General features: G+C 74.4%; 16 protein-coding genes. 7 read left to right on the top strand and 9 right to left on the bottom strand.

The features are described from left to right. Positions 1-7 precede the first annotated feature (7 nt). Positions 8-664, bottom strand: a complete 657-nt coding sequence (locus K415_RS21770; protein WP_024287135.1) for a M48 family metallopeptidase — start codon at positions 662-664, stop codon at positions 8-10. 271 nt (positions 665-935) lie between these two features. Between K415_RS21770 and K415_RS24280 the strand changes: the two genes are divergently transcribed. Beyond that, positions 936-1091, top strand: a complete 156-nt coding sequence (locus K415_RS24280) for a DUF5679 domain-containing protein (protein WP_149204333.1) — start codon at positions 936-938, stop codon at positions 1089-1091. Between the two features lie 139 nt (positions 1092-1230). Continuing rightward, positions 1231-2232: a ThiF family adenylyltransferase gene (locus K415_RS0111140; protein WP_024287134.1), complete on the top strand. Its 1002-nt coding sequence runs from the start codon at positions 1231-1233 to the stop codon at positions 2230-2232. 17 nt (positions 2233-2249) lie between these two features. Here K415_RS0111140 and K415_RS0111135 read toward each other — a convergent pair whose 3' ends face one another. The 3 genes from K415_RS0111135 to K415_RS0111125 form a co-directional block, all read right to left on the bottom strand. Then, positions 2250-2606 carry a WhiB family transcriptional regulator gene (locus K415_RS0111135; protein WP_024287133.1) on the bottom strand — a complete coding sequence of 119 codons (357 nt, stop codon included), beginning with the start codon at positions 2604-2606 and terminating at the stop codon, positions 2250-2252. 143 nt (positions 2607-2749) lie between these two features. Then, positions 2750-2941, bottom strand: coding sequence for a hypothetical protein (locus tag K415_RS0111130; RefSeq protein ID WP_155859435.1), 192 nt, complete (start codon positions 2939-2941; stop codon positions 2750-2752). A gap of 224 nt (positions 2942-3165) precedes the next feature. Continuing rightward, positions 3166-5193 carry an ATP-dependent helicase gene (locus tag K415_RS0111125; RefSeq protein WP_024287131.1) on the bottom strand — a complete coding sequence of 676 codons (2028 nt, stop codon included), beginning with the start codon at positions 5191-5193 and terminating at the stop codon, positions 3166-3168. Positions 5194-5333: 140 nt separating this feature from the next. Between K415_RS0111125 and K415_RS0111120 the strand changes: the two genes are divergently transcribed. Next, the gene (locus tag K415_RS0111120; protein WP_024287130.1) at positions 5334-5597 is read left to right on the top strand and encodes a glutaredoxin domain-containing protein; all 264 of its coding nucleotides are present in this window, start codon (positions 5334-5336) and stop codon (positions 5595-5597) included. Between the two features lie 4 nt (positions 5598-5601). On the opposite strand, the gene nudC is transcribed toward K415_RS0111120, so the two are convergent. Then, positions 5602-6663, bottom strand: a complete 1062-nt coding sequence (nudC, locus tag K415_RS0111115) for an NAD(+) diphosphatase (RefSeq protein ID WP_024287129.1) — start codon at positions 6661-6663, stop codon at positions 5602-5604. Between the two features lie 148 nt (positions 6664-6811). Between nudC and K415_RS0111110 the strand changes: the two genes are divergently transcribed. Next, positions 6812-8110: a phosphotransferase gene (locus K415_RS0111110; RefSeq protein ID WP_024287128.1), complete on the top strand. Its 1299-nt coding sequence runs from the start codon at positions 6812-6814 to the stop codon at positions 8108-8110. Here K415_RS0111110 and K415_RS0111105 read toward each other — a convergent pair. From K415_RS0111105 to K415_RS0111095, 3 genes are all read right to left on the bottom strand, one after another. Beyond that, a complete protein-coding gene (locus K415_RS0111105; protein ID WP_024287127.1) occupies positions 8098-11691 on the bottom strand; it encodes an ATP-dependent DNA helicase in 3594 nt (1197 codons plus the stop codon). The two genes, K415_RS0111110 and K415_RS0111105, sit on opposite strands and share 13 nt — an antisense overlap. Further along, on the bottom strand, positions 11688-15020 hold the full coding sequence (locus tag K415_RS0111100; RefSeq protein ID WP_029663605.1) for an ATP-dependent DNA helicase: 3333 nt from the start codon (positions 15018-15020) through the stop codon (positions 11688-11690). The genes K415_RS0111105 and K415_RS0111100 overlap by 4 nt, the downstream gene beginning before the upstream one ends. Positions 15021-15118: 98 nt before the next feature. Further along, the gene (locus K415_RS0111095; protein ID WP_231494874.1) at positions 15119-16135 is read right to left on the bottom strand and encodes a DUF3152 domain-containing protein; all 1017 of its coding nucleotides are present in this window, start codon (positions 16133-16135) and stop codon (positions 15119-15121) included. Positions 16136-16226: 91 nt separating this feature from the next. Here K415_RS0111095 and K415_RS0111090 point away from each other — a divergent pair, with 91 nt between their 5' ends. Continuing rightward, positions 16227-16898: a TetR/AcrR family transcriptional regulator gene (locus K415_RS0111090; protein WP_024287125.1), complete on the top strand. Its 672-nt coding sequence runs from the start codon at positions 16227-16229 to the stop codon at positions 16896-16898. 91 nt (positions 16899-16989) lie between these two features. Beyond that, positions 16990-17220 (top strand): DUF3107 domain-containing protein, encoded by a 231-nt coding sequence (locus K415_RS0111085; RefSeq protein ID WP_369795217.1) that lies wholly within the window; start codon positions 16990-16992, stop codon positions 17218-17220. Between the two features lie 69 nt (positions 17221-17289). Here the strand turns inward: K415_RS0111085 and K415_RS0111080 are convergent, their stop codons facing one another. Beyond that, positions 17290-18021, bottom strand: a complete 732-nt coding sequence (locus K415_RS0111080) for a ferritin-like fold-containing protein (protein WP_024287123.1) — start codon at positions 18019-18021, stop codon at positions 17290-17292. A 235-nt stretch (positions 18022-18256) separates the two neighbouring features. On the opposite strand from K415_RS0111080, the gene K415_RS0111075 reads away from it, so the two are divergent. Continuing rightward, positions 18257-20032 (top strand): DEAD/DEAH box helicase, encoded by a 1776-nt coding sequence (locus K415_RS0111075; RefSeq protein WP_024287122.1) that lies wholly within the window; start codon positions 18257-18259, stop codon positions 20030-20032. Positions 20033-20097 lie beyond the last annotated feature (65 nt).

The raw sequence follows: 20097 nt of genomic DNA, 5'->3' as shown, positions 1-20097 counted from the left end.
GCCCGGGTCAGTCGGGCGGCCCCACGTCGGTCTGAGCGACACCGTCGTCCGATGGGTCGCCCTCATCGCCCGACGGGTCGCTCTCGTCGTCCATCGACGTGAGGTCGTCGTCTGCCGGTCGCTCGGAGGCGAAGGCGTGGCCGTCGAGGAAGCCCCGGGCCCGGTCGGTCCGCGGGTACGCCTCGAGCAGGACCCAGAACTCCGGCCCGTGGCCACCGCGCAACAGGTGCGCGAGCTCGTGCAGGAGCACATAGTCCAGGACCCAGCGCGGCATCCCCCGCACGCGGTCGGAGATCCTGATCGTCCCGTCCGACGGCGTGCACGAGCCCCAGCGCCGGCCCTGGTTGGACGACCAGCTCACGCTCGTCGGCTTCGCCAGGCCGCCGAGGTAGCGGGTGGACAGGTAGGCAGCACGGGCGGCGAGCTGGCCGTCGGACGGCCGGCGGCGCTGATCCTGGGACGCGAGCTTCGTGACCATCCGCGTGACCCACTCGCGCTCCTGCGCCCTGGTGAACCGGGCCGGGATCGCGACGACGGTCCGGCCGCCCTCACGGAACGCGGTGACCGTGCGGACCCGGCGTCGGCTGCGGCGCACCTCGACCGTCCCGAGGGCCGCCGCGACGGCGACCTCGAGCGACGGCCTTCCTGCTGGCTGCGCGTGCACGGCAGCACGGTAGCCGCCCTGACCCTCAGATGTGCGCCATCGGTCCCGTCCGGGCGGTCCGCGTCGCGCCGCAGCACGCCCGCCGCACGCGAACCGTCGGCCGTCGGGGCGTCGCGCACGGCGCGCCGAGCGTCGTTCGAACGGACAGTCCCGTGCCTGAGCACTACGCTGTCCGGTGACCGATGAGCACGATCGACCCCTGATCGCCGCTCATCGACGGTGGCCGGGTCGATCACGTCCGGTGCGAAAGCCTTCTGAACGGAGATACCTCATGGCCGAGACCTACAAGGGCGAGTTCTACTGCGTGAAGTGCAAGGAGAAGCGTGAGGCCGAGGGCGACGTCGTCGTGGCCAACGGTCGCAAGATGGCCAAGGGCATCTGCCCGGTGTGCGGCACCAAGCTGAACCGCATCCTCGGCAAGGCCTGAGCTCACTCGTCATACCTCGAAAGGCGGCCCCCGACGGGGCCGCCTTTCGTGTACCGGGCACTGTGGACAACGACCGCCAGGGCCCGGTCTCGGCCAGGCTTGCCCGGTGGCGCCCGCCACGTGGGCGAGGAGGTGCACGGTGCGGCTGCGACCCGGCCTGGCTGTGCTGTGGCGAAGCCCGACGCAGGTCCAGCTGGGCACCGACCCACGATGGGCGACGACGGTCACGGACCTCAGCCCGTGCGCCGCACAGGCGCTGCGCGGGCTCACGGCCGGGACGGAGATCCGCGCGCTGCGCGCCGGCCTCGCCCGCCAGGGCGTCCCGTCCGCCGAGGTCGAGACCCTGGTGGACCACCTGCGGGCGGCCCGACTGCTCATCGACGGCCCGTCGAACGACCGGTCGGCCGATGCGGCCACATGGTCGCTGCTGAGCGCCGACGGTGACGGTTCTGCGGTGCTGACGTACCGCGCCCGGGCCACCGTCCGGGTCACCGGGCTCGGTCGGCTGGGCACCGGGCTGGCCGCGATCGTCGCCGCCGGCGGGGTCGGCGTCGTCGAGCTGGACGACGACCGCCTGGTGGGCCCGGACGACGTCGGCGCGGGCGGGCTGACCGCTCAGGACATCGGGGCTCAGCGGACCGCTGCCGCGGCGCGCGTGGTGCACGATGCCGCGCCGAACGTCCGGACGACCGGCCCGGGCCGGGAGCCTGTCGATCTGGCCGTCGTCGTCGAGCACGACGTCGCCGATCCGGTGCGGTACCGGACGCTGATGGACGACGACGTCCCGCACCTCTCGATCGTGGTGCGTGAGGCGTCGGTGCTCGTGGGTCCGTTGGTGGTGCCCGGGCACTCGGCCTGCCTGCGGTGCGCCGACCTGCACCGGGCCGGTCGCGACCCGGCGTGGGCGGTGGTCGCCGCCCAGCTCGCCGGCCGCGGGAGGAGGCGGCCGAGCGAGGAGACCTCGATGGCGGCGGTCGCGGCCGCCCTCGGGGCAGCGCAGGTGCTGGCCCACGTGGACGGGCGGACCAGTGCCGTGGTGGGCGCGTCGCTCGAGATCCGGCTGCCGGACCTCCTGCCGCGACGGGTCGCCCGGCCCGCGCACCCCGACTGCGGGTGCCGCGGGCCAGGCCCGGTGGCCTGACCCCGCCGGGTGGGGGGTCAGGCCGCCGAGAACTCGTCCTTGCGGGGACGCCCGCGACCGCGCTTGCGCGCGACGACGACGCCACCGATGAAGACCTCGCCGCCCCAGACGCCCCACGGCTCCTCGCGGGCGATGGCACCCTCGAGGCAGCCCTGTCGGATCGGGCACTCGTGGCACAGCGACTTGGCCAGCTCGACGTCGGACGTCGACTCGGCGAACCACAGCTCGGCGTCGTACTCGCGGCACGGGATGAGCGTGGCGACCAGCTGGTCGAAGGTCTCGGCCTCGGTGGGCCGGGCGGTGGTGCTGGACGGGGTGGGCCAGGGGCCGGATCCGCCCTGGTTCAACGTGTCGAGCAGCGTCGTGAGCCGCACGATGTCCTCCTGGGTCCGGAGTGATCAGCTGGTGATTCGGTGCCGGGACCGGCTGCCTTCGCTGATCGCCCGAACGGGCGAGGACATGAAGAAGGCCGCGGGTCCCGAGTGGACTCCGCGGCCTGGTATGGGCTCCTGGTCGGTCAGACCCGGAACGCCTCCCGTGCGGAGTCGTGCTCGGTGGGGGCGGTGCTGCGCGCATCGCGCCGGCGCCATGCGGCGCGAACGCCTGCGGGCACACCCGTCCCCTGAAGAAGGGCGGAGATGGGCGCGGCAGGACGCGGCACGAAGCTCGCTGCGTTCGCAGCGAACGGCACCAGAGTCTTGGTCTTCATCAGATCACCCACCCCCTTCCGGTTCAGCTCCAGCCTCTCGGCCAGACCTCCTACAAGGACGACACGAACCCTAGGCCCGGTCAGCGCGAGGACACAACCGAATAACCGACAGAACTTCGGAGAACTTCTGCCAGGTCCTGGATCGTCGAGGCGTCCGGGTCCGTGCGGGGTGCGGGAGGGGTCCGTGCGCGGTGCGGGAGGGGTCCGTGCGGGGTGCGGGAGGGTCAGCGCCGGCCGGCGACGATCGCGAGCAGCGACGGGCCGTACTGGTTGATCTTCATCGGACCGATCCCCCGCACCCGCGCGAGCTCGGCGACCGTCGTCGGCCGCAGCTGGGCGATGCCCTCGAGCGCCGCGTCGACCAGGACGGTCCAGGCCGGCCGATCCAGCGCGAGCGCGACCTGCCGCCGCCACTCGTGCAGGGCCTCGAGCAGGGCCGGGTCGAGGTCGTCGAGGGACGGCGCGGCCGTGACCCGGCCGGCCGTCCCGGCCCGACGCCGGGTCTCGCCCTCCGGCCAGATGCCGTCGAGGAAGCGGGTGCGCTTGCGCCCCGCGCGTCCGCCAGGGTTGCGCGCCCGCCCGAAGCTCAGCTCCAGGTGCTCACGGGCGCGGGTGACACCCACGTAGAGCAGGCGTCGCTCCTCGGCCACGGCGGCGTCGGTCTCGGCGAGCGAGATCGGCATCAGGCCCTCGCTCAGACCGGCGAGGAACACGGCATCCCACTCCAGGCCCTTGGCCGCGTGCAGGGACGCGAGAGTCACCCCGTCGACTGCCGGCGCGTGCTGGGCGGACGCCCGCTCGTCGAGCTCGGCGACGAGGTCGACGAGGGTCGCCTGACGGCCGCTGCCCACGTCCGACGCCACCTGGTCGGGTACGGGACGTGCAGCGAGGTCGTCGGCCAGGGCCACCAGGGCCTGCAGCGAGTCCCAGCGTTCGCGCACGGCGCCGCGAGCCGCCGGCGGCTCCTGGGACCAGCCCGCCGAGGAGAGCACGTCACGCACGGCCGTCGGCATCGGCTCGTCGTTCATCGACCGGGCGGCCCCACGGAGCAGGACGATGGCGTCGCGGACCTCCTTGCGCCCGAAGAACCGCTCGCCCCCACGCACGAGGTAGCCGATACCGGCCTCGGCCAGCGCCTGCTCGAAGGCCTCGGACTGGGCGTTGGTCCGGTAGAGGACGGCGATCTCCCGAGCCGAGGTGCCACCGGCGATCAGGCGGGCGATCCGGGCCGCGATCCCGGCAGCCTCCGCCTCGTCGTCGTCGTACGCCGTGTAGCCGACGGCGGGACCGGTCGGACGCTGCGCGACGAGCTCGAGCGCACCCGACTGACGACGCTGCCGGGATCCGCTGATCAGCCGGTTGGCCAGCGCGACGACCTGCGGGGTCGACCGGTAGTCGCGCACCAGGCGGACAACCGTCGCGCCCGGGTGCCGCTGGCCGAAGGTGAGCAGGTGGTACGGCGTCGCGCCGGTGAACGAGTAGATCGTCTGGCTCGGGTCCCCGACGACGCACAGCTCGGTGCGACCGCCGAGCCACTGGTCGAGCAGGTACTGCTGCGCCGGCGAGACGTCCTGGTACTCGTCGACCACGAAGCGCCGGTACTGCGAGCGGACGGCGTCGGCGACGTCGCGGCGGTTCTCGATCATCGCGCCGAGGATGGTCAGGACGTCCTCGAAGTCGATCACGCCACGCGCGTCCTTGGCCTCCTCGTAGGACGCGATGAGCCGGGCGACCGCGGCCCGGTCGAAGCCGGCCGGCGGCGGACGGTCGGTCGCGGTCGCCGCCCGCACGTAGTCGTCGGCCGTGACCAGACTGACCTTGGACCACTCGATCTCGGCGGCGAGGTCACGGATGCTGAGGCGGTCGACCGAGAGCCGGAGCCGCGCCGCGGCCTCGGCGACCACGGGGGCCTTGTGGTCGAGGATGCGCGGCGGTGCTCCGCCGACCACCTGGGGCCAGAAGAACGACAGCTGGCGCAGGGCCGCCGCGTGGAAGGTGCGCGCCTGGACACCGACGACGCCGAGCTCGCGCAGACGGGTCCGCATCTCGCCCGCGGCACGCGCGGTGAAGGTGACCGCGAGCACGCTCGTCGGCGCGTAGGTCCCGGTCTGCACCCCGTAGGCGATCCGGTGCGTGATCGCGCGGGTCTTGCCCGTCCCGGCACCGGCGAGGACGCACACGGGCCCGGTCAGTGCGAGGGCGACCGCACGCTGGTCGGGGTCAAGGGCTTCGAGGAGCTCGTCGGCAGACATCAGCACCGAGTGTGTCAGGCACCGCCAACACGGCCGACACCTCCGAGCGGGTCCACCACCGATGTGGACCGACGTGACGGGAAGCATCCGGGTGCGCGCACCGTTAGGTCCACGACACCGGAACCGACGTGAGGACCTCGATGATCGACGCCACCGCACTGCCCCCCGCCGGTACCGTGACGATCTTCACGACGGCATGGTGCGGCTACTGCTCGAGGCTCAAGTCGCAGATGACGACTGCCGGCGTCGTCTTCGCCGAGGTCGACATCGAGCAGCACCCCGACGCCTCGGCGTACGTCGAGCGGGTCAACGGTGGCAACCAGACGGTGCCGACCCTCGTCTTCCCGGACGGTTCGGCCGCGACCAACCCGTCACTCGCCGAGGTCCAGCGACGGCTCGGCTGACCGGTCAGGCCCAGCTCCCACCCACGGGTCCGCCGAACCAGTCCTCGATCAGGGTGAGTGCGACCGACGTCCGCATCGGTAGCAGGACCGTGCCGTCGGCGACCGCCTGCGCGAGCTCGGCCCTGGTGAACCACCGGGCCGCGGTGAGCTCGACGCCGTCGACCACGACGTCCGTCGTCCGGGCGTGCGCGACGAAGGCGAGCATCAGCGAGGCGGGGAACGGCCATGGCTGGCTGCCCCGGTACGAGACGCCGCCGATGACGACGCCGGACTCCTCGGCCACCTCACGGCGCACCGCACCCTCGAGGGACTCCCCCGGCTCGACGTACCCCGCGAGGGTCGAGAACCGCCGCTCCGGCCAGTGCGCCGCGTGGCCGAGCAGGATCCGGTCGGCGTCGTCGAGCACGGCCATGATCACCGCGGGGTCGGTCCGCGGGTAGTGGTCGCTGCCGTCGACGGTGCACCGACGGGTCCAGCCGGCCTCGGCCGGCAGCGTCGGCGCACCGCAGCGGGGGCACCGCGGGTGCCGCTCGTGCCACGCCGCGAGCCCGATCGCGGCCGTGGCCAGCCCCGCGTCACGGTCGGGCAGGGCGTGGCCGACATCACGCAGGGTCGACCAGGTCGCACCGTCGAAGAGCTCCGCGACACCGTGCGGCTCGACGCCCTCGAGGTCCACGCCGCCGGGTTCGGGCGGATCCGGCAGGACGAGCGCAAGGTACCGGGTACCTCCGTCGTGCTCCCCGGCCGGCGCACCCGGCCCGAGGAGCAGGTCCGCGCCGAGGATCGCGTCCGGCCCGGGGAGCGCGTCCTGGCCGAGGAGCGCGTCCTGGCCGAGGAAGAGAACCAGCGAGTCCGGCGTGCGCAGACCCTCGACCTCGGCAGTGGTCTGAAGGTCGAGCGCCGGACCGCCGAGGTCGGTGACCCGGGTGAGCAGGCGCCCACCGGCGATCAACAGCACGGCGGTCCGGGGGTCCGCCCAGGCGCGGTCCAGCAGGTCGGGCTCGCCACGTCGGTGCGCCGCGCGATCGACGGAGGCGCGGGCGAGCGGTAGCCGGGTCCAGTCCACGAGCGCAACGGTACGGCGCCGTCGGGGTCGCGTGCGCCGGCTCGTCGGCCGTCGTCGCACGGCGGCCGGGACGCGGGAGGCCAGCGGAAACCGGACACGCCCGGCCGTCGTCGCGTCCGTCCCGCGCGTGGGCGCCTACCGTTGCCCCGTGCCCCGTTCACCGCTCGCCCTGGCAGCGCTCGCGACCGTCGCCGTCACCGGCCTCGACGCCTACGACGTACGACGGCCCACCCACTCCGGCGTGGGGGTGGACACCGCGATCGTGGTCGATGCCGCCGGCGGGCGCTGGGTCGTCCAGGCGCCGCAGGATGCCACAGCGGGGGCTGCCCTCGAGGCCGAGGTCGCCCTGCTCGCGGCACTGGCCGTGCATGTCGACGCCGGACGGCTGCCCTTCGACGTCCCCCGGGCCGCCGGGTTCGCCCACCTGCCGGAGGGGGGCCGTGCCGTCGTCCACCGGCAGCTGCCCGGACACCCGCTCCAGCTCGAGCTGCTCGGACCGGGACCGGGGCTCGCGGCGGCGGTCGGCCGGGCCATCGCCGCACTGCACGAGCTGCCCCACGCCACGATCGAGGACGCCGGGCTGCCGGTCTACGAGGCCGAGGCCTACCGCCGGCGACGGTTGTCCGAGGTCGACGAGGCCGCGCGGACCGGGCACGTGCCCGCCACGCTGCTGCGTCGGTGGGAGCACGCGCTCGAGGACGTCGCCCTGTGGCGCTTCCAGCCGACTGTCGTGCACGGGGACCTCTCGACCGACCACGTGCTCTGCTCGCGCACGGCGCCGACCGGGATCCTCGGCTGGTCGGAGGCCAAGGTGGCCGACCCCGCGGACGATCTCGCCTGGCTGCTCGTCGCGGCCCCGCACGAGGCCGTGGACCCGATCCTCGAGGCCTACAACCTGCGGCGCACCGAGCTGACCGACCGGCACCTGGCGGACCGGGCGCTGCTCGCCGGTGAGCTCGCCCTCGCGCGGTGGCTGCTGCACGGCGTCCGGGCGGACGACGCCGCGATCATCGACGACGCGACGGCGATGCTCGTCGAGCTCGACGGGCACACCGCGCCGCCCGCCCCGGCCCCCGTCGCCGCGCGAAGGACGACCGGCCGGTGGGGCTCGGTCCTCGGGCGCGACGACGACGTGCGCGAGGACGGCGTCGATCACGTCGGCGATGACGACGAGGTGTCGGACGACGAGGTGTCGAACGACGCGGCGCCCGACGATGCGGCGCCCGACGATGCGGCGCCTGACGATGTGGCTCCGGCCGACGTGGCGCCCGATGACGCGGTGCCGGACGACGAGATGCCTGACGACGCGGCGCCGGCCGACGCCATTCGTGACGACGTGGTGCCTGACGACGGGCTCGACGACGGGACGAGCGGCGAGCCTCACGACGACCACCGGCCTGACGACGACAGCCGGCCCGACGACGACCGGCCGGCTCAGGTGCGCTGACCCGCCGCGCCGAACCCGACCAGCGCCTCGATCTCCTGCGGACCCAGCAGGCGCTCGGGTCGGACCGTCTGCCCCGAGCCGACGTAGAAGAACGCTGCGCGCACCCGGTCGAGCGGCACGCCCTTCCACCGCGACCAGGCCAGTCGGTACACCGCGAGCTGGATCTCCCTGGTCCGGATCACGGCCGGATCGGCCGGCGGACGCCCGGTCTTCCAGTCGACCACCACGACGCCGTCGCCCTCGGCGAACACCGCGTCGATCCGGGACCGCAGCACGACACCGCCGACCGGCGTCTCGATGTCCACCTCGACGGCCAGAGGTGACCGACCGGCCCACGGCGAGGCCAGGAACACCCGCTGCAGGGCGTCCAGATCGGGGTCCCCACCGACGCTCTCGTCGTCGGCGCCGGGCATCGCGTCCACGTCGACGAGGGTCGCGGCGCCGAAGTACCGCTCGACCCAGGCATGGAAGGTCGTACCGCGTCGGGCGCGGGTCGAGGGCTCGAGCGGGACCGGGCGGCGCAGCTGGAGGGCGAACCCGTCCGGGTCTGCGGCCAGCCGCACGACCGCCGACGCCGACAGGTGCGCCGGCAGGGCCACGTCCGACCGCTCGGCCCGACCACGGCGCCGCTCGTCGAGGAGCAGGTCCGCGACGTCGTCGAGCCCGCCGCGGCGCGAGGGGTCTGGTCGTCCGGGCCCGGAGACGGCGAGCTCGGCCGCTGCAGCGCGAACGGCCGCCGCTGCACGTTCGAGCCTGGCGTGCCGCTCGTCGTCGTAGACCTGAGCGGACGGCCAGAGCACGGGCGCCTGCTCGGCCGGGACCGGCGGCACCGGCCGGGGCACGATGCCGTTCTCGTCCGGGGTCCGCGGGTCCGGTGCCCACTGCCCCAGGTCGACGGTGCCCGGCTCGGACTCCATGACCTCCAGCAGGAACGCCGAGGGCTCGACGGGACGCGCCCCGCCGCGCCACCAGGACCCGGTCAGCAGGAGGTGCGACTTGGCCCGCGTGAACGCGACGTAGGCGAGCCGGCGCTCCTCGCGACGGTGATGCTCCTCGTGGTCGTCCCGGAAGCTCGCGATCCGCGCGGCGAGCTCCGCCACGTCTGCGCAGCCGTCGACCCGGAACGACGGCAGGTCGGCCTGGTCGCCACGCAACGGCGTCGGCAGGGCACCGGCCTCCTTGATCCAGCCCCACGAGCGCGCACCGGTGGGGAACGTCCCCTCGACGAGACCGGGGACGGCGACGATGTCCCACTCGAGCCCCTTGGCGGCGTGCACCGTCAGGATCTGCACCGCATGCGGGTCGATCTCGGTCACCGGGGACTCGAGCCCACGTTCCTCCTGCTGAGCGGCGTCGAGCCAGGCGAGGAACGCGCCGAGCGTCGCCGTGTCGCTGCCGTCCCCGAAACCGCCCGCCACGGACCTGAAGGCGTCGAGATGGGCTCGCGCAGCACCGACGTCGTGCCGTGCGTCTGCACCGTCCCGCGCGCGTGCCACCGCGACCTCGATGTCGAGCCCGAGCAGCCGCTCGGCCTCGACCACGAGATCGACCACGGGCAGGAAGGTCTGGCTCCGCAGGCTGCGCAGCACACCCGCGAGGTCCGCCAACCGAGCCCTGCCGGCCGGTGACAGCGCCCTGCCGGCCGGGCTGACCCACGTCTCGGGCGGCAGGTCGTCGAGCGCGTCGACGATGCTCCGCTCGTCGATCGGATCGGGTTCGAGGACACGGTCCTGTTCGACGACACGTTCCGTTTCGAGGACACGGTCCGGTTCGACGACACGGTCCGATTCGAGGACACGGTCCGGTTCGACGACACGGTTCGCCTCGCCCGGCACGGGCCGGCCCGTCGTCGGGTCGCTGCCCACGTGAGAGGTCACCCGACGGCGCCCCGGCAGCCCGGCCCGACGCGCGAGCTCGCCCGACCAGTCGGCGAGCGCATGCAGGTCCGCCAGCCCGATCCGGGCCCTCGGCCCGGTGAGCAGCCGCATCAGCGAGTCTCCGCGGGACGGGTCGTGGGCGGCCTCGAGCGCCGCGACGAGGTCGACGACCTCGGGCGTCGTGAGCAGACCACCCAGGCCGACGACCTCGACCGGCAGACCGCGAGCCAGGAGCGCGGCGTGCAGCAGCGGGAACTGCGAGCGCTTGCGGCACAGCACCGCAGCCGTGACGGGTGCGACCGGCGCGACCGGACGCCGCCCGGTCCGTCGGGTGCCCGGTGTGGGCTCGGCCGCGGCCGCTCGGACCGGCGGCGCCGGGGCTGCCGTGAGCCGGGCCGCCATCACGCGGGCACGGTGCTCGGCGACGAACTCGGCGACCGCGACCGCCTCGTCCTGTGCCGTCACGTGGAACTGGATCCTGACCGCGCCCGGCCCGGCCGACGGCCGGGCGACGAGCTCCGGCAGCGGGATCGTCGCCGCCTCCCGCAGCGGTGCAGCGACCCGGTTCGCCGCACCGAGCACGGCCCGGTCGTTGCGCCAGGAGGTGGACAACGTGAGCTCGGCTGCTGGTGTCCCGTCCCGCCGGGGGAACTCGACCCCGAAGCGTTCGAGCCCGCCTGCGCTCGCGCCCCGCCAGCCGTAGATCGACTGGTGCGGGTCACCGACGGCCGTCACCGGGTGCCCCGGCCCGTCGCTCGCCCGGTCCCCGAACAGGTGGCGCAGCAGCACGAGCTGGGCCACCGAGGTGTCCTGGTACTCGTCGAGCAGCACGACACCGAACCGGGCTCGCTCGCCCGCGCCCACCTCGGGCACCTCCCGCGCGAGCCGCGCGGCCAGTGCCACCTGGTCGGCGAAGTCGATCACGTCCGCCGCCCGCTTGCGGGCAGTGAAGTCCTCGACGAGGTCGACCAGCGACGCGCGCAGGGCCAGCGAGCCCGCGACCTCCCTGACCGGCACCAGGTGCTTGCTCAGGGGCTTGACACCCGGTGCCGCGTGCGGCACCGCAGCGATCGCCTCGATGATCTCCTGAGCTGTCGACCGCAGCCGATCCGGTGCGACGAGGTGCTCGGCGAGCTCACCGGCGAGACTCAGCACTGCCTTCGTGATCGTCGACGGGGCGCTGTCGACACCGAGGTCGGCCGACCAGTGCTCCACGACGTCGTGCGCGAGCTGCCAGCGGGCCGCCTCGCTGAGCAGGCGGGCCGACGGCTCGACGCCGATCCGCAGCGCGTGGTCGGCGACCAGCCCGGCGGCATAGGCGTTGTACGTCGAGATGGTCGGCACCACGAAGGCGGTGCCGTGATCGTCCTGGACCCAGGCCGGCCGGACACCGTCGACCCGCAGGGCGCGCTCGAGGGCACGCAGCCGATCACGGACCCGCTGCGAGAGCTCCCCGGCGGCCTTCCGGGTGAAGGTCAGGCCGAGCACACGGTCCGGTGCGACGTGCCCGTTCGCCACGAGGTGGACCACCCGGGCCGCCATCGTCTCGGTCTTGCCCGAGCCCGCGCCCGCCACGACCAGCAACGGCTCCAGCGGGGCCTGCGTGGCCGCAACCTGCTCCGCGGAGGGGACGTCGGCCTTGCCGAGCAGCGCGGCGATGCCGATCGCGTCGAGCGGAGCCTCGACCCGTGCGTCGACGCTCATCGGCCCACCACGCGCCCTTCGACCTGCAGCGGGCACGAACGCCGAACCGGACACATCGCGCACAGGTCGTTCTGCGTCGCGGACATCGCCGAACCGCACACCGTCGTCACCACCCGGTCGAGCAGGTCGAGCGCCCAGCCCGGCTCGGCGTCCCGTGCCAGGGCCGTCTGGTCGCGCAGGGCGACGTTCTGGTTGCCGGTGCCGACGAAGACCAGGGACGCGCCCGCGCTGCGCTCGCCGGCCGCGGGAGCAGGCGAACCCGCCGCGGGAGCAGGCGAACCGGCCGCGGGAGCAGGTGCGCCGCCCGGCTCGTCGCGGCCGCCACCGTCGAGGAGGTCGTCGAAGGCACCCGCGTCGACGGCGAGCTGGTAGGCACCGAGCTGCGCGTTGTGCGTCGCCTTCGCTGCGGGCGTCGGGGTCTTGCCGGTCTTGAGGTCGACGACGCGGAGCCGGTCCGGGCCGCCGTCGGCGCCGGTGACGCGCTCGAGCCGGTCGACCGAGCCACGCAGGACGGTCCGTCCGATCTGGGCGGTGAACGCCGCCTCGACCGCGACCACCTCGTCCGCACCCGCCAGGTACTGCGCGAGGTGGGTCATGATCCGGTCCGCACGGCGCCGCTGGACGGCCCCGGTCCAGCCGTCCGGCAGCCCGAGCTCACCCCACCGACGATCCAGCGCCGCGGCGAGCTCGGCCCGGCTCGCAGTGGGCAGCTCAGCGGCGATCGAGTGCACGAGCGTCCCGAGGGACTGCTCGCCCGAGCTCGCGGCCGTGCCGCCGGCCGCCTCGAGGGCCCAGCGCAGCGCGCAGGTGTCGGCCGACTCGATCCTGGACGGCGAGAGCGGCACGAGGGCGTCGGCCGGCCACAACGGGGCCTCGGTGCTGAGCTCCGGCGCGCCGTACCACTGGTCGGGCAGGGCCCCGCAGACCTGCTCCGCGGCAAGCCGCGCGAGCAGCACGGCAGCCGGGTGCGTGGCGTCGACCTCGCCCTCCGGCGCGCACTCGAGCTCGACCCGGCAGCCCGCCACGACGGCGCGCAGGTCGAGCGCAGGCGGCACAGTGATCCGGCGTGCGTCGTCGTCCCCGGTCACGCTGCGGAGCCGCAGGTCGTCCGGCAGAAGGGTGTACTGCCGCAGCGGGTCGACCGTCTCCGGCCGGGGCTCGACGAGATCGAGCAGTGGCGACGGCTGGTGGTCGGCGTCGCTGACCGCCGTCACGACCAGGCAGCGGCGTGCACGCGAGACAGCGACGGCGAAGGCCCGCAGCTCGTCGTCGAGCACCGCCGCGCGCGCGGCGGCGAAGCCGTCCGCGCCGTGGCTGCGCGCGCCGCGCCCGGTGAGCACGTCGACGAGGTCCTGCGCCCCGAGCAGCGAGTCGCGCAGCCGGAGGTCGGGCCACACCCCCTCCTGCACGCCCGCGACCACGACGAGGTCCCACTGGCCTCCGGCAGCGCCTGCCGCGGTGAGCAGGGCGACCGACTCGGCGAGGTCGCCGTGCGCCGCGAGGGTGTCCGCGGGCAGGTCCTGGGACTGCAGGTGCTCGAGGAACGCGGACGGCGACGCCTGCGGCATCCGGTCGACGAACCGTTCGGCCGCGGCGAAGAGCGCGAGCACGGCGTCGAGGTCCCGGTCACCGCGCGCACCTGCGGACCCGCCGGTCAGCGCGGTCCGGCGCCAGGCCTCGGCCAGGCCCGCCGTCGACCACAGCGACCACAGGACGTCGAGCGCTGTCGCACCCGAGCCGGCGACGGTCTGACGACCGGCCGCGAGCACCCGCGCGACCCGCTGCACCGCGCGTCGGACCGTCGCCGGGAGCGTCACGGACCGCTCCGGACCGGCCAGGGCATCCACGAGCAGCGGGTCGCTCGTCCGGACCCCGCCGCCGGCGATCTCCTCGGAGCGGAGCGCCCGGCGCAGCCGGCGCAGACCGACGGCATCCAGCCCACCGAGCGGTGACGTGAGCAGCTCGGCGGCCCGGTCGGCGGTCAAACCGTCCGGCTCGAGCACCGTGGCCAGGGCGAGCAGCAACGGGCGGACGGCGGGCTCCGCACGCAGCGGGACGTCGCTGCCGAGGACCGCTACCGGCACCGCGGCGGCGAGCAGCGCGCGTCGCAGCTCGGCGACCTGGGCGCCCGACCGCACCACGACGGCCATCTCGCTCCACGGCAGCCCGTGCTCGAGCCGGGCCGCGCGCAGCAGGTAGGCGATGCAGGCCGCCTCCTGCGCCGGCGACCGGAGCAGCCGGACGGCGACGTCACCGGCCGCATCCGTCGCCGGCCCGACCGTGCGCTGGCGTCGAACGGTCCCATGGATCGCGTCGGTCACCTGCCGCGCGACCCGGCGCAGCTCGGGGCCGTGCCGCCAGACCCGACCGAGGACCATCTGGTCCGCACCGAAGGCGCCCAGCCCACCGGTGCCTGTCGGGACCGTCGCCTCCGCCACGAGGCCCGGCTGCGCTCCACGGAACGTCTGGACCGCAAGGTCCGGGTCGGCGAGCAGGACCAGCGCCGCGCCGTCGGCCACCAGGACGTGCAGCAGCCGCACCGTCGCGGCGGTGGACTCCTGGTAGTCGTCGACCACCACCAGGCGCCACCGGGGACGGGTCGCACCGGGCAGGTCGGCATCCCACGTCTCCAGGGCATCGGCGGCCTCGTCGACGACCACGGCGGCGTCGTAGCGCGCACCGGCGTCGGGGGTGGCGGCGCGCAGCCGGGTCACGTCGAGGTACTCGGCGTACAGCCGGGCGGCGGCGGACCACTCCGGTCGCGCGTGACGCACGCCCAGCGCCTCGAGGTCGGCGGGTAGCAGCCCACGCTCGGCCGCGCGCATCAGCAGGTCGCGCAGCTCGTCGCGGAAGGCCCGCAGGCCCAGCGCCTGCGCAGGCACGCGGGGCGGCCACGCGATGTCGACGCCCTGGGCCTCGGCGTGGCCCGCCAGGAGCTCGGCCAGGACGAGGTCCTGCTCGGGACCGCTGATCAGGGTCGGCGCCGGGTCGCCGAGCAGTGCGTCACGCGCCCGGAGCACCGAGAACGCCGCGGCGGCGGGTGTCCTGACGATCGGCACGCCGGTCGTCCGGAGCAGCCTGGCCGAGAGCGCGTCACGCAGCCGGGCTGCCGCGCGACGGGTCGGCGCGAGCAGCAGGACGTCCTGCGGCCGGACCTCTCCGCTGTCGATGCGATCGGCGACGACCGCGAGCGCCGTCGTCGTCCGACCACTGCCTGCCGGCCCGAGCACGAGGAGGGCCGGCCCGCGGTGCTCCAGGACCCGCCGCTGGTCGTCGTCCGGCACCGGCCACGCGGCCGGTGGCGCGGGAGAGCGGAGGGTCAACGGCACGCGCAGATCCCATCACACAGCGCTGACACCGGCGGCGCCGACACGGGGCGGCTCTGGGACGGGCGGCGCTCACACGGGCGGCGGCGCCGCACCTCGCGTCAGGCGGCGTCCGGGAACGGCCACCCGTTCGCGATGCACGGCGCGACCCCGACCGTCTGCTGCTGCATCAGCGGCGCGACCTCACCGGGACCCGGGCACTCGAGGTGCCCGTGGCCGAGCAGGTGACCGACCTCGTGATTGATCACGTACTGGCGGTACAGGGTCTTGTCGGCGAAGTCGGGCGTCGTGAAGACCCAGCGCTTGTCGTTGATGACCGCAGCCCCGTCGCTGCCGCACGAGTACTCGCCGACAGTGCTCAGCGGTGCGCACAGGTCGTCGACCGTGCCCGGCGAGGCCAGGACGACCCGGAGGTCGGCGTCGCCGTCGGTCCGCGCGAAGCTCACCGAGCCGTCGGCGCCCCAGCCGCGCGGGTCGTTGAGGGTCGCCATCACCGTCCGCGCGAACATCTCACCGTCAACGTCGAGTCCCGCCTCGACCTCGACCCGGACCGTCCGCACGGCGCGCTCGGGCGCCGGCGCCGGTTCGCTGCCCGGCACGACGACGAGCTCGCCGCTGAGCCCGTCCGGAACGACTGTCGACAGCAGACCGGCCTCGCGGTCGGCGAACGTCAGGCCCGCCGCGTCGAGCGCCGACGGATCGATGGCCACCGGTACGGCAGGGGTCGCGGCCGACGGCGGGCCGACCTGGTCCGCCCTGCTGTCCACGAGCACGCTGTCCACCAGCGTGGGCGACCCGTCGGACGGCACCTCGGCAGCAGCACCGACGCCGCCGACGACCCGTTCGAAGGCGCCCCGGCCGGGCAGGCCCTCGTCCGGCCGGGACACGGACACCCCGGCCGCCGCGACCGTCGCCTCGACCCCCGAACGCTCGATCGCGGTCCCGGTCACGACGCCGCCCGCCAGGCCGACGGCGACCCCGGCGGCGAGCGCCAGCGGACCGAACCGCTGTCCCGGCGCACGCGGCGGGCGCCACGAGCGCCGACCTGTGCCATGGCGCGGTGGGGTCCGGGGTCGGGCCCGCGCCGGGCTCCGCGCCCCGGAATGGGCGGAGGTCACCGACCCATGGTCGCACCTACCGCGCTCCGGAGCAGCCAGTCGTGCTCAGGACCTGCTCTGGACCTGCTCGGCACCTGGCTAGCATCGATCCGTGACCGAGACCGCGCCGCGCCCCAGGAGTCCCCGCATGGCGCGGGACGCCCGCCGCGCCCAGGTGCTCACGGTCGCCCTCGACCTGTTCGCGCGCGAGGGGTTCCACCACGTCTCGATGGACGACATCGCCGAGCGCGCGCAGGTGAGCAAGCCGGTCCTCTACCGGCACTTCCCGTCGAAGCTCGACCTCTACCTCGCCGTCGTCGACCACCGGGGCGAGGCGCTCGTCGCGGCCGTCGGCGCCGCCCTGGCAGCGGCGGACCCGGACGACCCGCAGGGCGGTCGCGCCGTCGTGCGCGGCATCGTGCGCGCGTACGTGGAGTTCGTCGAGGATGCCGGCGACTCCTTCTCGCTGCTCTTCGAGTCGGACGTGACGCACGACAACGACGTCCGGCTGCGCGTCGACCAGGCGTCGGCCGAGGCGGCCCGGGCGATCTGCGGCGGCCTGCGCGAGCTCGCCGGCCTGCCGCCCGAGCATGCGGAGCTGCTCAGCACGGCCCTGGTCGGGATGGCACGGGTCGCGGCCACCTCGCGCTACCGGAGCCGGCGGGTCGCGGTGGACGAGACCGTCGAGCTCGTGACCCAGCTCGCGTGGCGCGGGGTGGCCGGCCTGGTCCGCGACCGACCGGAGCCCGGCGACGACGCTCCCGAGCAGTGTTCCGGCACGTGATCCGGCACGCGATCCGCCCTGGGCGGACAGAGGCACGGATCGGCTCCGGGCCTGCCTAGGATGGGCGAACTGAACCAAGGCTGTGGAGGCGATGGGCGTGGAGATCACGATCGGCGTACGGCACGTGGCACGCGAGCTGGTGCTGGAGACCGACCAGACCTCCGAGGAGGTCGCGAAGGTCGTGGCCAGGACCATCGAGAACGATGAGCCGCTGCAGCTCACCGACACCCGTGGTCGCCGAGTGATCGTGCCGGCAAGCGCCCTGGGCTACGTCGAGATCGGTGGGGACGAGACCCGCAAGGTCGGCTTCCACAACATCTGATGGCCGGGTCGGCGGCGGCCGGCCTCGACGCGGCTGGGCTGCGAACGGCGCGGCCGGGCTGCGAACGCCTCAGGGTGTCAGCCCGAGGCGCTCCATCCGGCGGCTGTGCTCGGCGGTCAGCTCCGCGAACAACCGCTGCTGGACGTCCCCGTTCCCGGGCACGTCCGCCATCGCCAGGTCGAGCAGGTCGGCGAGCTCGGGGTGGTCGGCGATCACGCCCTGCACGACGCCGAGCGCCTCGCCCACCAGACGCCGTCCCCACAGGGCCAGTCGTGACGCGAGCGTCGCGTCGACGGTCGCTGCCTGGGCGAGCGACTCGACGACGAACCGCGAGTGCCCGTCGTCGGAGAGCACCGTGGCCACCAGGTCGCCGGTCCTCGGGTCGAGCGCCTTCGCGATGATCCGGCCGAAGTCGTCGGACACGCCGTAGCCGACGTAGCCCTTGAGCAGCCGCTCCCCCCACGTGCTCGGAACGGTGCGCTGGTCGAACTCGACCAGGACCCCGGCGAACGGGGCCATCACGGGCTGGAGCTCCCCGCCCAGCTCGACCACCCGTGCGCCGACCCGACTGAGCCGGTCCAGCGCGACCCCGGCGAGCCGGGAGAGCTCGAGCCGCTGGTCGAGGGACGGGGCTGCGGCCGCGTCGGCGGCCAGGCGGGAGAAGGTGGCGAGCTCGCTGAACGCGATCATCCCGAGCACCGCGAGGCTGTGCCCGAGGGCGGTCGGCGTCAGGTCCGCGTCGTCGGTCACCTCGTCCGATGCGGTGTGCTCGAGAGGGTCCGCCGGCGGTGCACTGGTCATCCGGCCAGGCTATCGCCCGTCCGCAGGCGGCGGTCCGTTAGGATGGGCGGGTACATCGGTTGACCGGTCGTCCCGACATCCTCGCCCGCGCAGGCACATTCGAGCCCAGCGCCCGGGCGGCGCCTTCCACGATCGGCTGCCGGCCTTCGCCCGCGGCGCGGCCCGCTCCCGGTGCGACGAAGCTCTCGTCGCGCCGATGCGTGTGGCCCCGTGGGACCGACCTACGAGGTAGGACATGACCACCACGACCGATCCCGGCTCTCAGCCGGATACCGACGAGACCATCGACGTCGCTGCCACCAGGTCGCAGCCGACCGAGCCGCAGGACCTGTCCGCTGCCGCGTCGAGTGCCGATGCGCAGACCATCCAGGCACGTGACCCGTCGTTCGCCGACTACGACATCCGCCCCGAGATCGTCCAGGCCCTGGCCGACGTGGGGATCAGCAACCCGTTCCCGATCCAGGCGATGACGCTGCCGGTCGCCCTGGCCGGCCACGACATCATCGGCCAGGCCAAGACCGGCACGGGCAAGACCCTCGGCTTCGGGGTCCCGCTGCTCAACGGCGTGCTCGCACCTGACGAGGAGGGCTTCAGCTCCCTGCCCGCGCCCGGCAAGCCGCAGGCGCTCGTGGTCGTGCCGACCCGCGAGCTCGCCGTCCAGGTCGCCGGTGACCTGGCCACGGCCTCCACGCGACGCAGTGTCCGGGTGCTGCAGGTCTACGGCGGCCGCGCCTACGAGCCGCAGGTCGAGGCGCTCGCCCGTGGCGTCGAGGTCGTCGTCGGCACCCCCGGCCGCATGATCGACCTGATGAACCAGGGCTTCCTCGACCTGTCCCGGGCACGCACCGTCGTGCTCGACGAGGCCGACGAGATGCTCGACCTCGGCTTCCTGCCGGATGTCGAGAAGCTGCTGTCCCGCACACCGGCGTCCCGCCAGACCATGCTGTTCTCGGCGACCATGCCGGGCGCCGTCGTGGCGATGGCCCGCCGGTACATGACGCAGCCCACGCACATCCGCGCGCAGGACCCGGACGACGGCGGCGCGACGCTCAAGGCGATCAAGCAGGTCGTCTACCGCGCGCACGCCATGGACAAGGTCGAGGTGCTGGCCCGGATGCTGCAGGCACGCGGCCGCGGTCTGACGATCGTCTTCGCACGGACCAAGCGGACCTGCGCCAAGGTGGCCGACGATCTCGCCGAGCGCGGCTTCGCGTCGGGCGCCATCCACGGCGACCTCGGTCAGGGTGCGCGTGAGCAGGCCCTGCGGGCCTTCCGCAGCGGCAAGATCGACGTGCTCGTCGCCACCGATGTGGCGGCTCGCGGCATCGACGTCGACGACGTCACGCACGTGGTCAACTACCAGTGCCCCGAGGACGAGAAGACCTACCTGCACCGCACCGGGCGCACCGGGCGCGCCGGCAAGACGGGTACCGCCGTGACGTTCGTCGACTGGGACGACATGCCGCGCTGGGGCCTGATCAACAAGGCACTCGACCTCGGCTACCCCGAGCCGGTCGAGACCTACTCGAACTCGGCCCACCTGTTCACCGAGCTGGACATCCCCGAGAACACCAAGGGCCGCCTGCCGCGGTCCGCGCAGGTTCGCGCGGGGCTCAGCGCGGAGTCGCTCGAGGACCTCGGCGAGACCGGCAAGCACACCACGCGCGCAGCGCCGAGGCCCGACGGCTCCGGCCGCGACGGGCACCGGTCGGGCGGCGGCCACGGCGAGCACGGCCACGGCGGATCCGGGGGCGGCGGTGGCCGCGGCGGAGCCGGCGGTTCGGGAGCCCGCGGCGCGCGCGACGAGCGCGGCGGTCGGGGCGAGCGCTCCGGCGAGCGCACCCGCGGTGCGGCCGGCACCGCACAGTCGTCCGAGCCGACCACGAGCCAGGCCGGCCCACCAGCAGAGGGTGCGTCGTCCGGCGAGGGCGGCAAGCGACGGTCACGCAGCCGGCGTCGCACCCGGGGCGGGGCCGGCGCCGACGGCGGCACCACCGCGACCGACGCCTGACGCACCGACGCACCGACGCACCGACCGAGCCGCTCCACCGATCCGGTGGGGCGGCTCGGTCGTCC

It is taken from the genome of Cellulomonas sp. KRMCY2 (assembly GCF_000526515.1).
Taxonomy (GTDB): domain Bacteria; phylum Actinomycetota; class Actinomycetes; order Actinomycetales; family Cellulomonadaceae; genus Actinotalea.
This window is presented reverse-complemented; position numbering and strand designations above follow the sequence as displayed.

Bases quoted from the DNA above. Each gene is read 5' to 3' on its own strand.
- K415_RS24280 (WP_149204333.1), top strand. From the start codon at position 936: ATGGCCGAGACCTACAAGGGCGAGTTCTACTGCGTGAAGTGCAAGGAG.
- K415_RS0111130 (WP_155859435.1), bottom strand. From the start codon at position 2,941: ATGAAGACCAAGACTCTGGTGCCGTTCGCTGCGAACGCAGCGAGCTTC.
- K415_RS0111125 (WP_024287131.1), bottom strand. From the start codon at position 5,193: ATGTCTGCCGACGAGCTCCTCGAAGCCCTTGACCCCGACCAGCGTGCG.
- K415_RS0111120 (WP_024287130.1), top strand. From the start codon at position 5,334: ATGATCGACGCCACCGCACTGCCCCCCGCCGGTACCGTGACGATCTTC.
- K415_RS0111105 (WP_024287127.1), bottom strand. From the start codon at position 11,691: ATGAGCGTCGACGCACGGGTCGAGGCTCCGCTCGACGCGATCGGCATC.
- K415_RS0111085 (WP_369795217.1), top strand. From the start codon at position 16,990: ATGGGCGTGGAGATCACGATCGGCGTACGGCACGTGGCACGCGAGCTG.
- K415_RS0111080 (WP_024287123.1), bottom strand. From the start codon at position 18,021: ATGACCAGTGCACCGCCGGCGGACCCTCTCGAGCACACCGCATCGGAC.
- K415_RS0111075 (WP_024287122.1), top strand. From the start codon at position 18,257: ATGACCACCACGACCGATCCCGGCTCTCAGCCGGATACCGACGAGACC.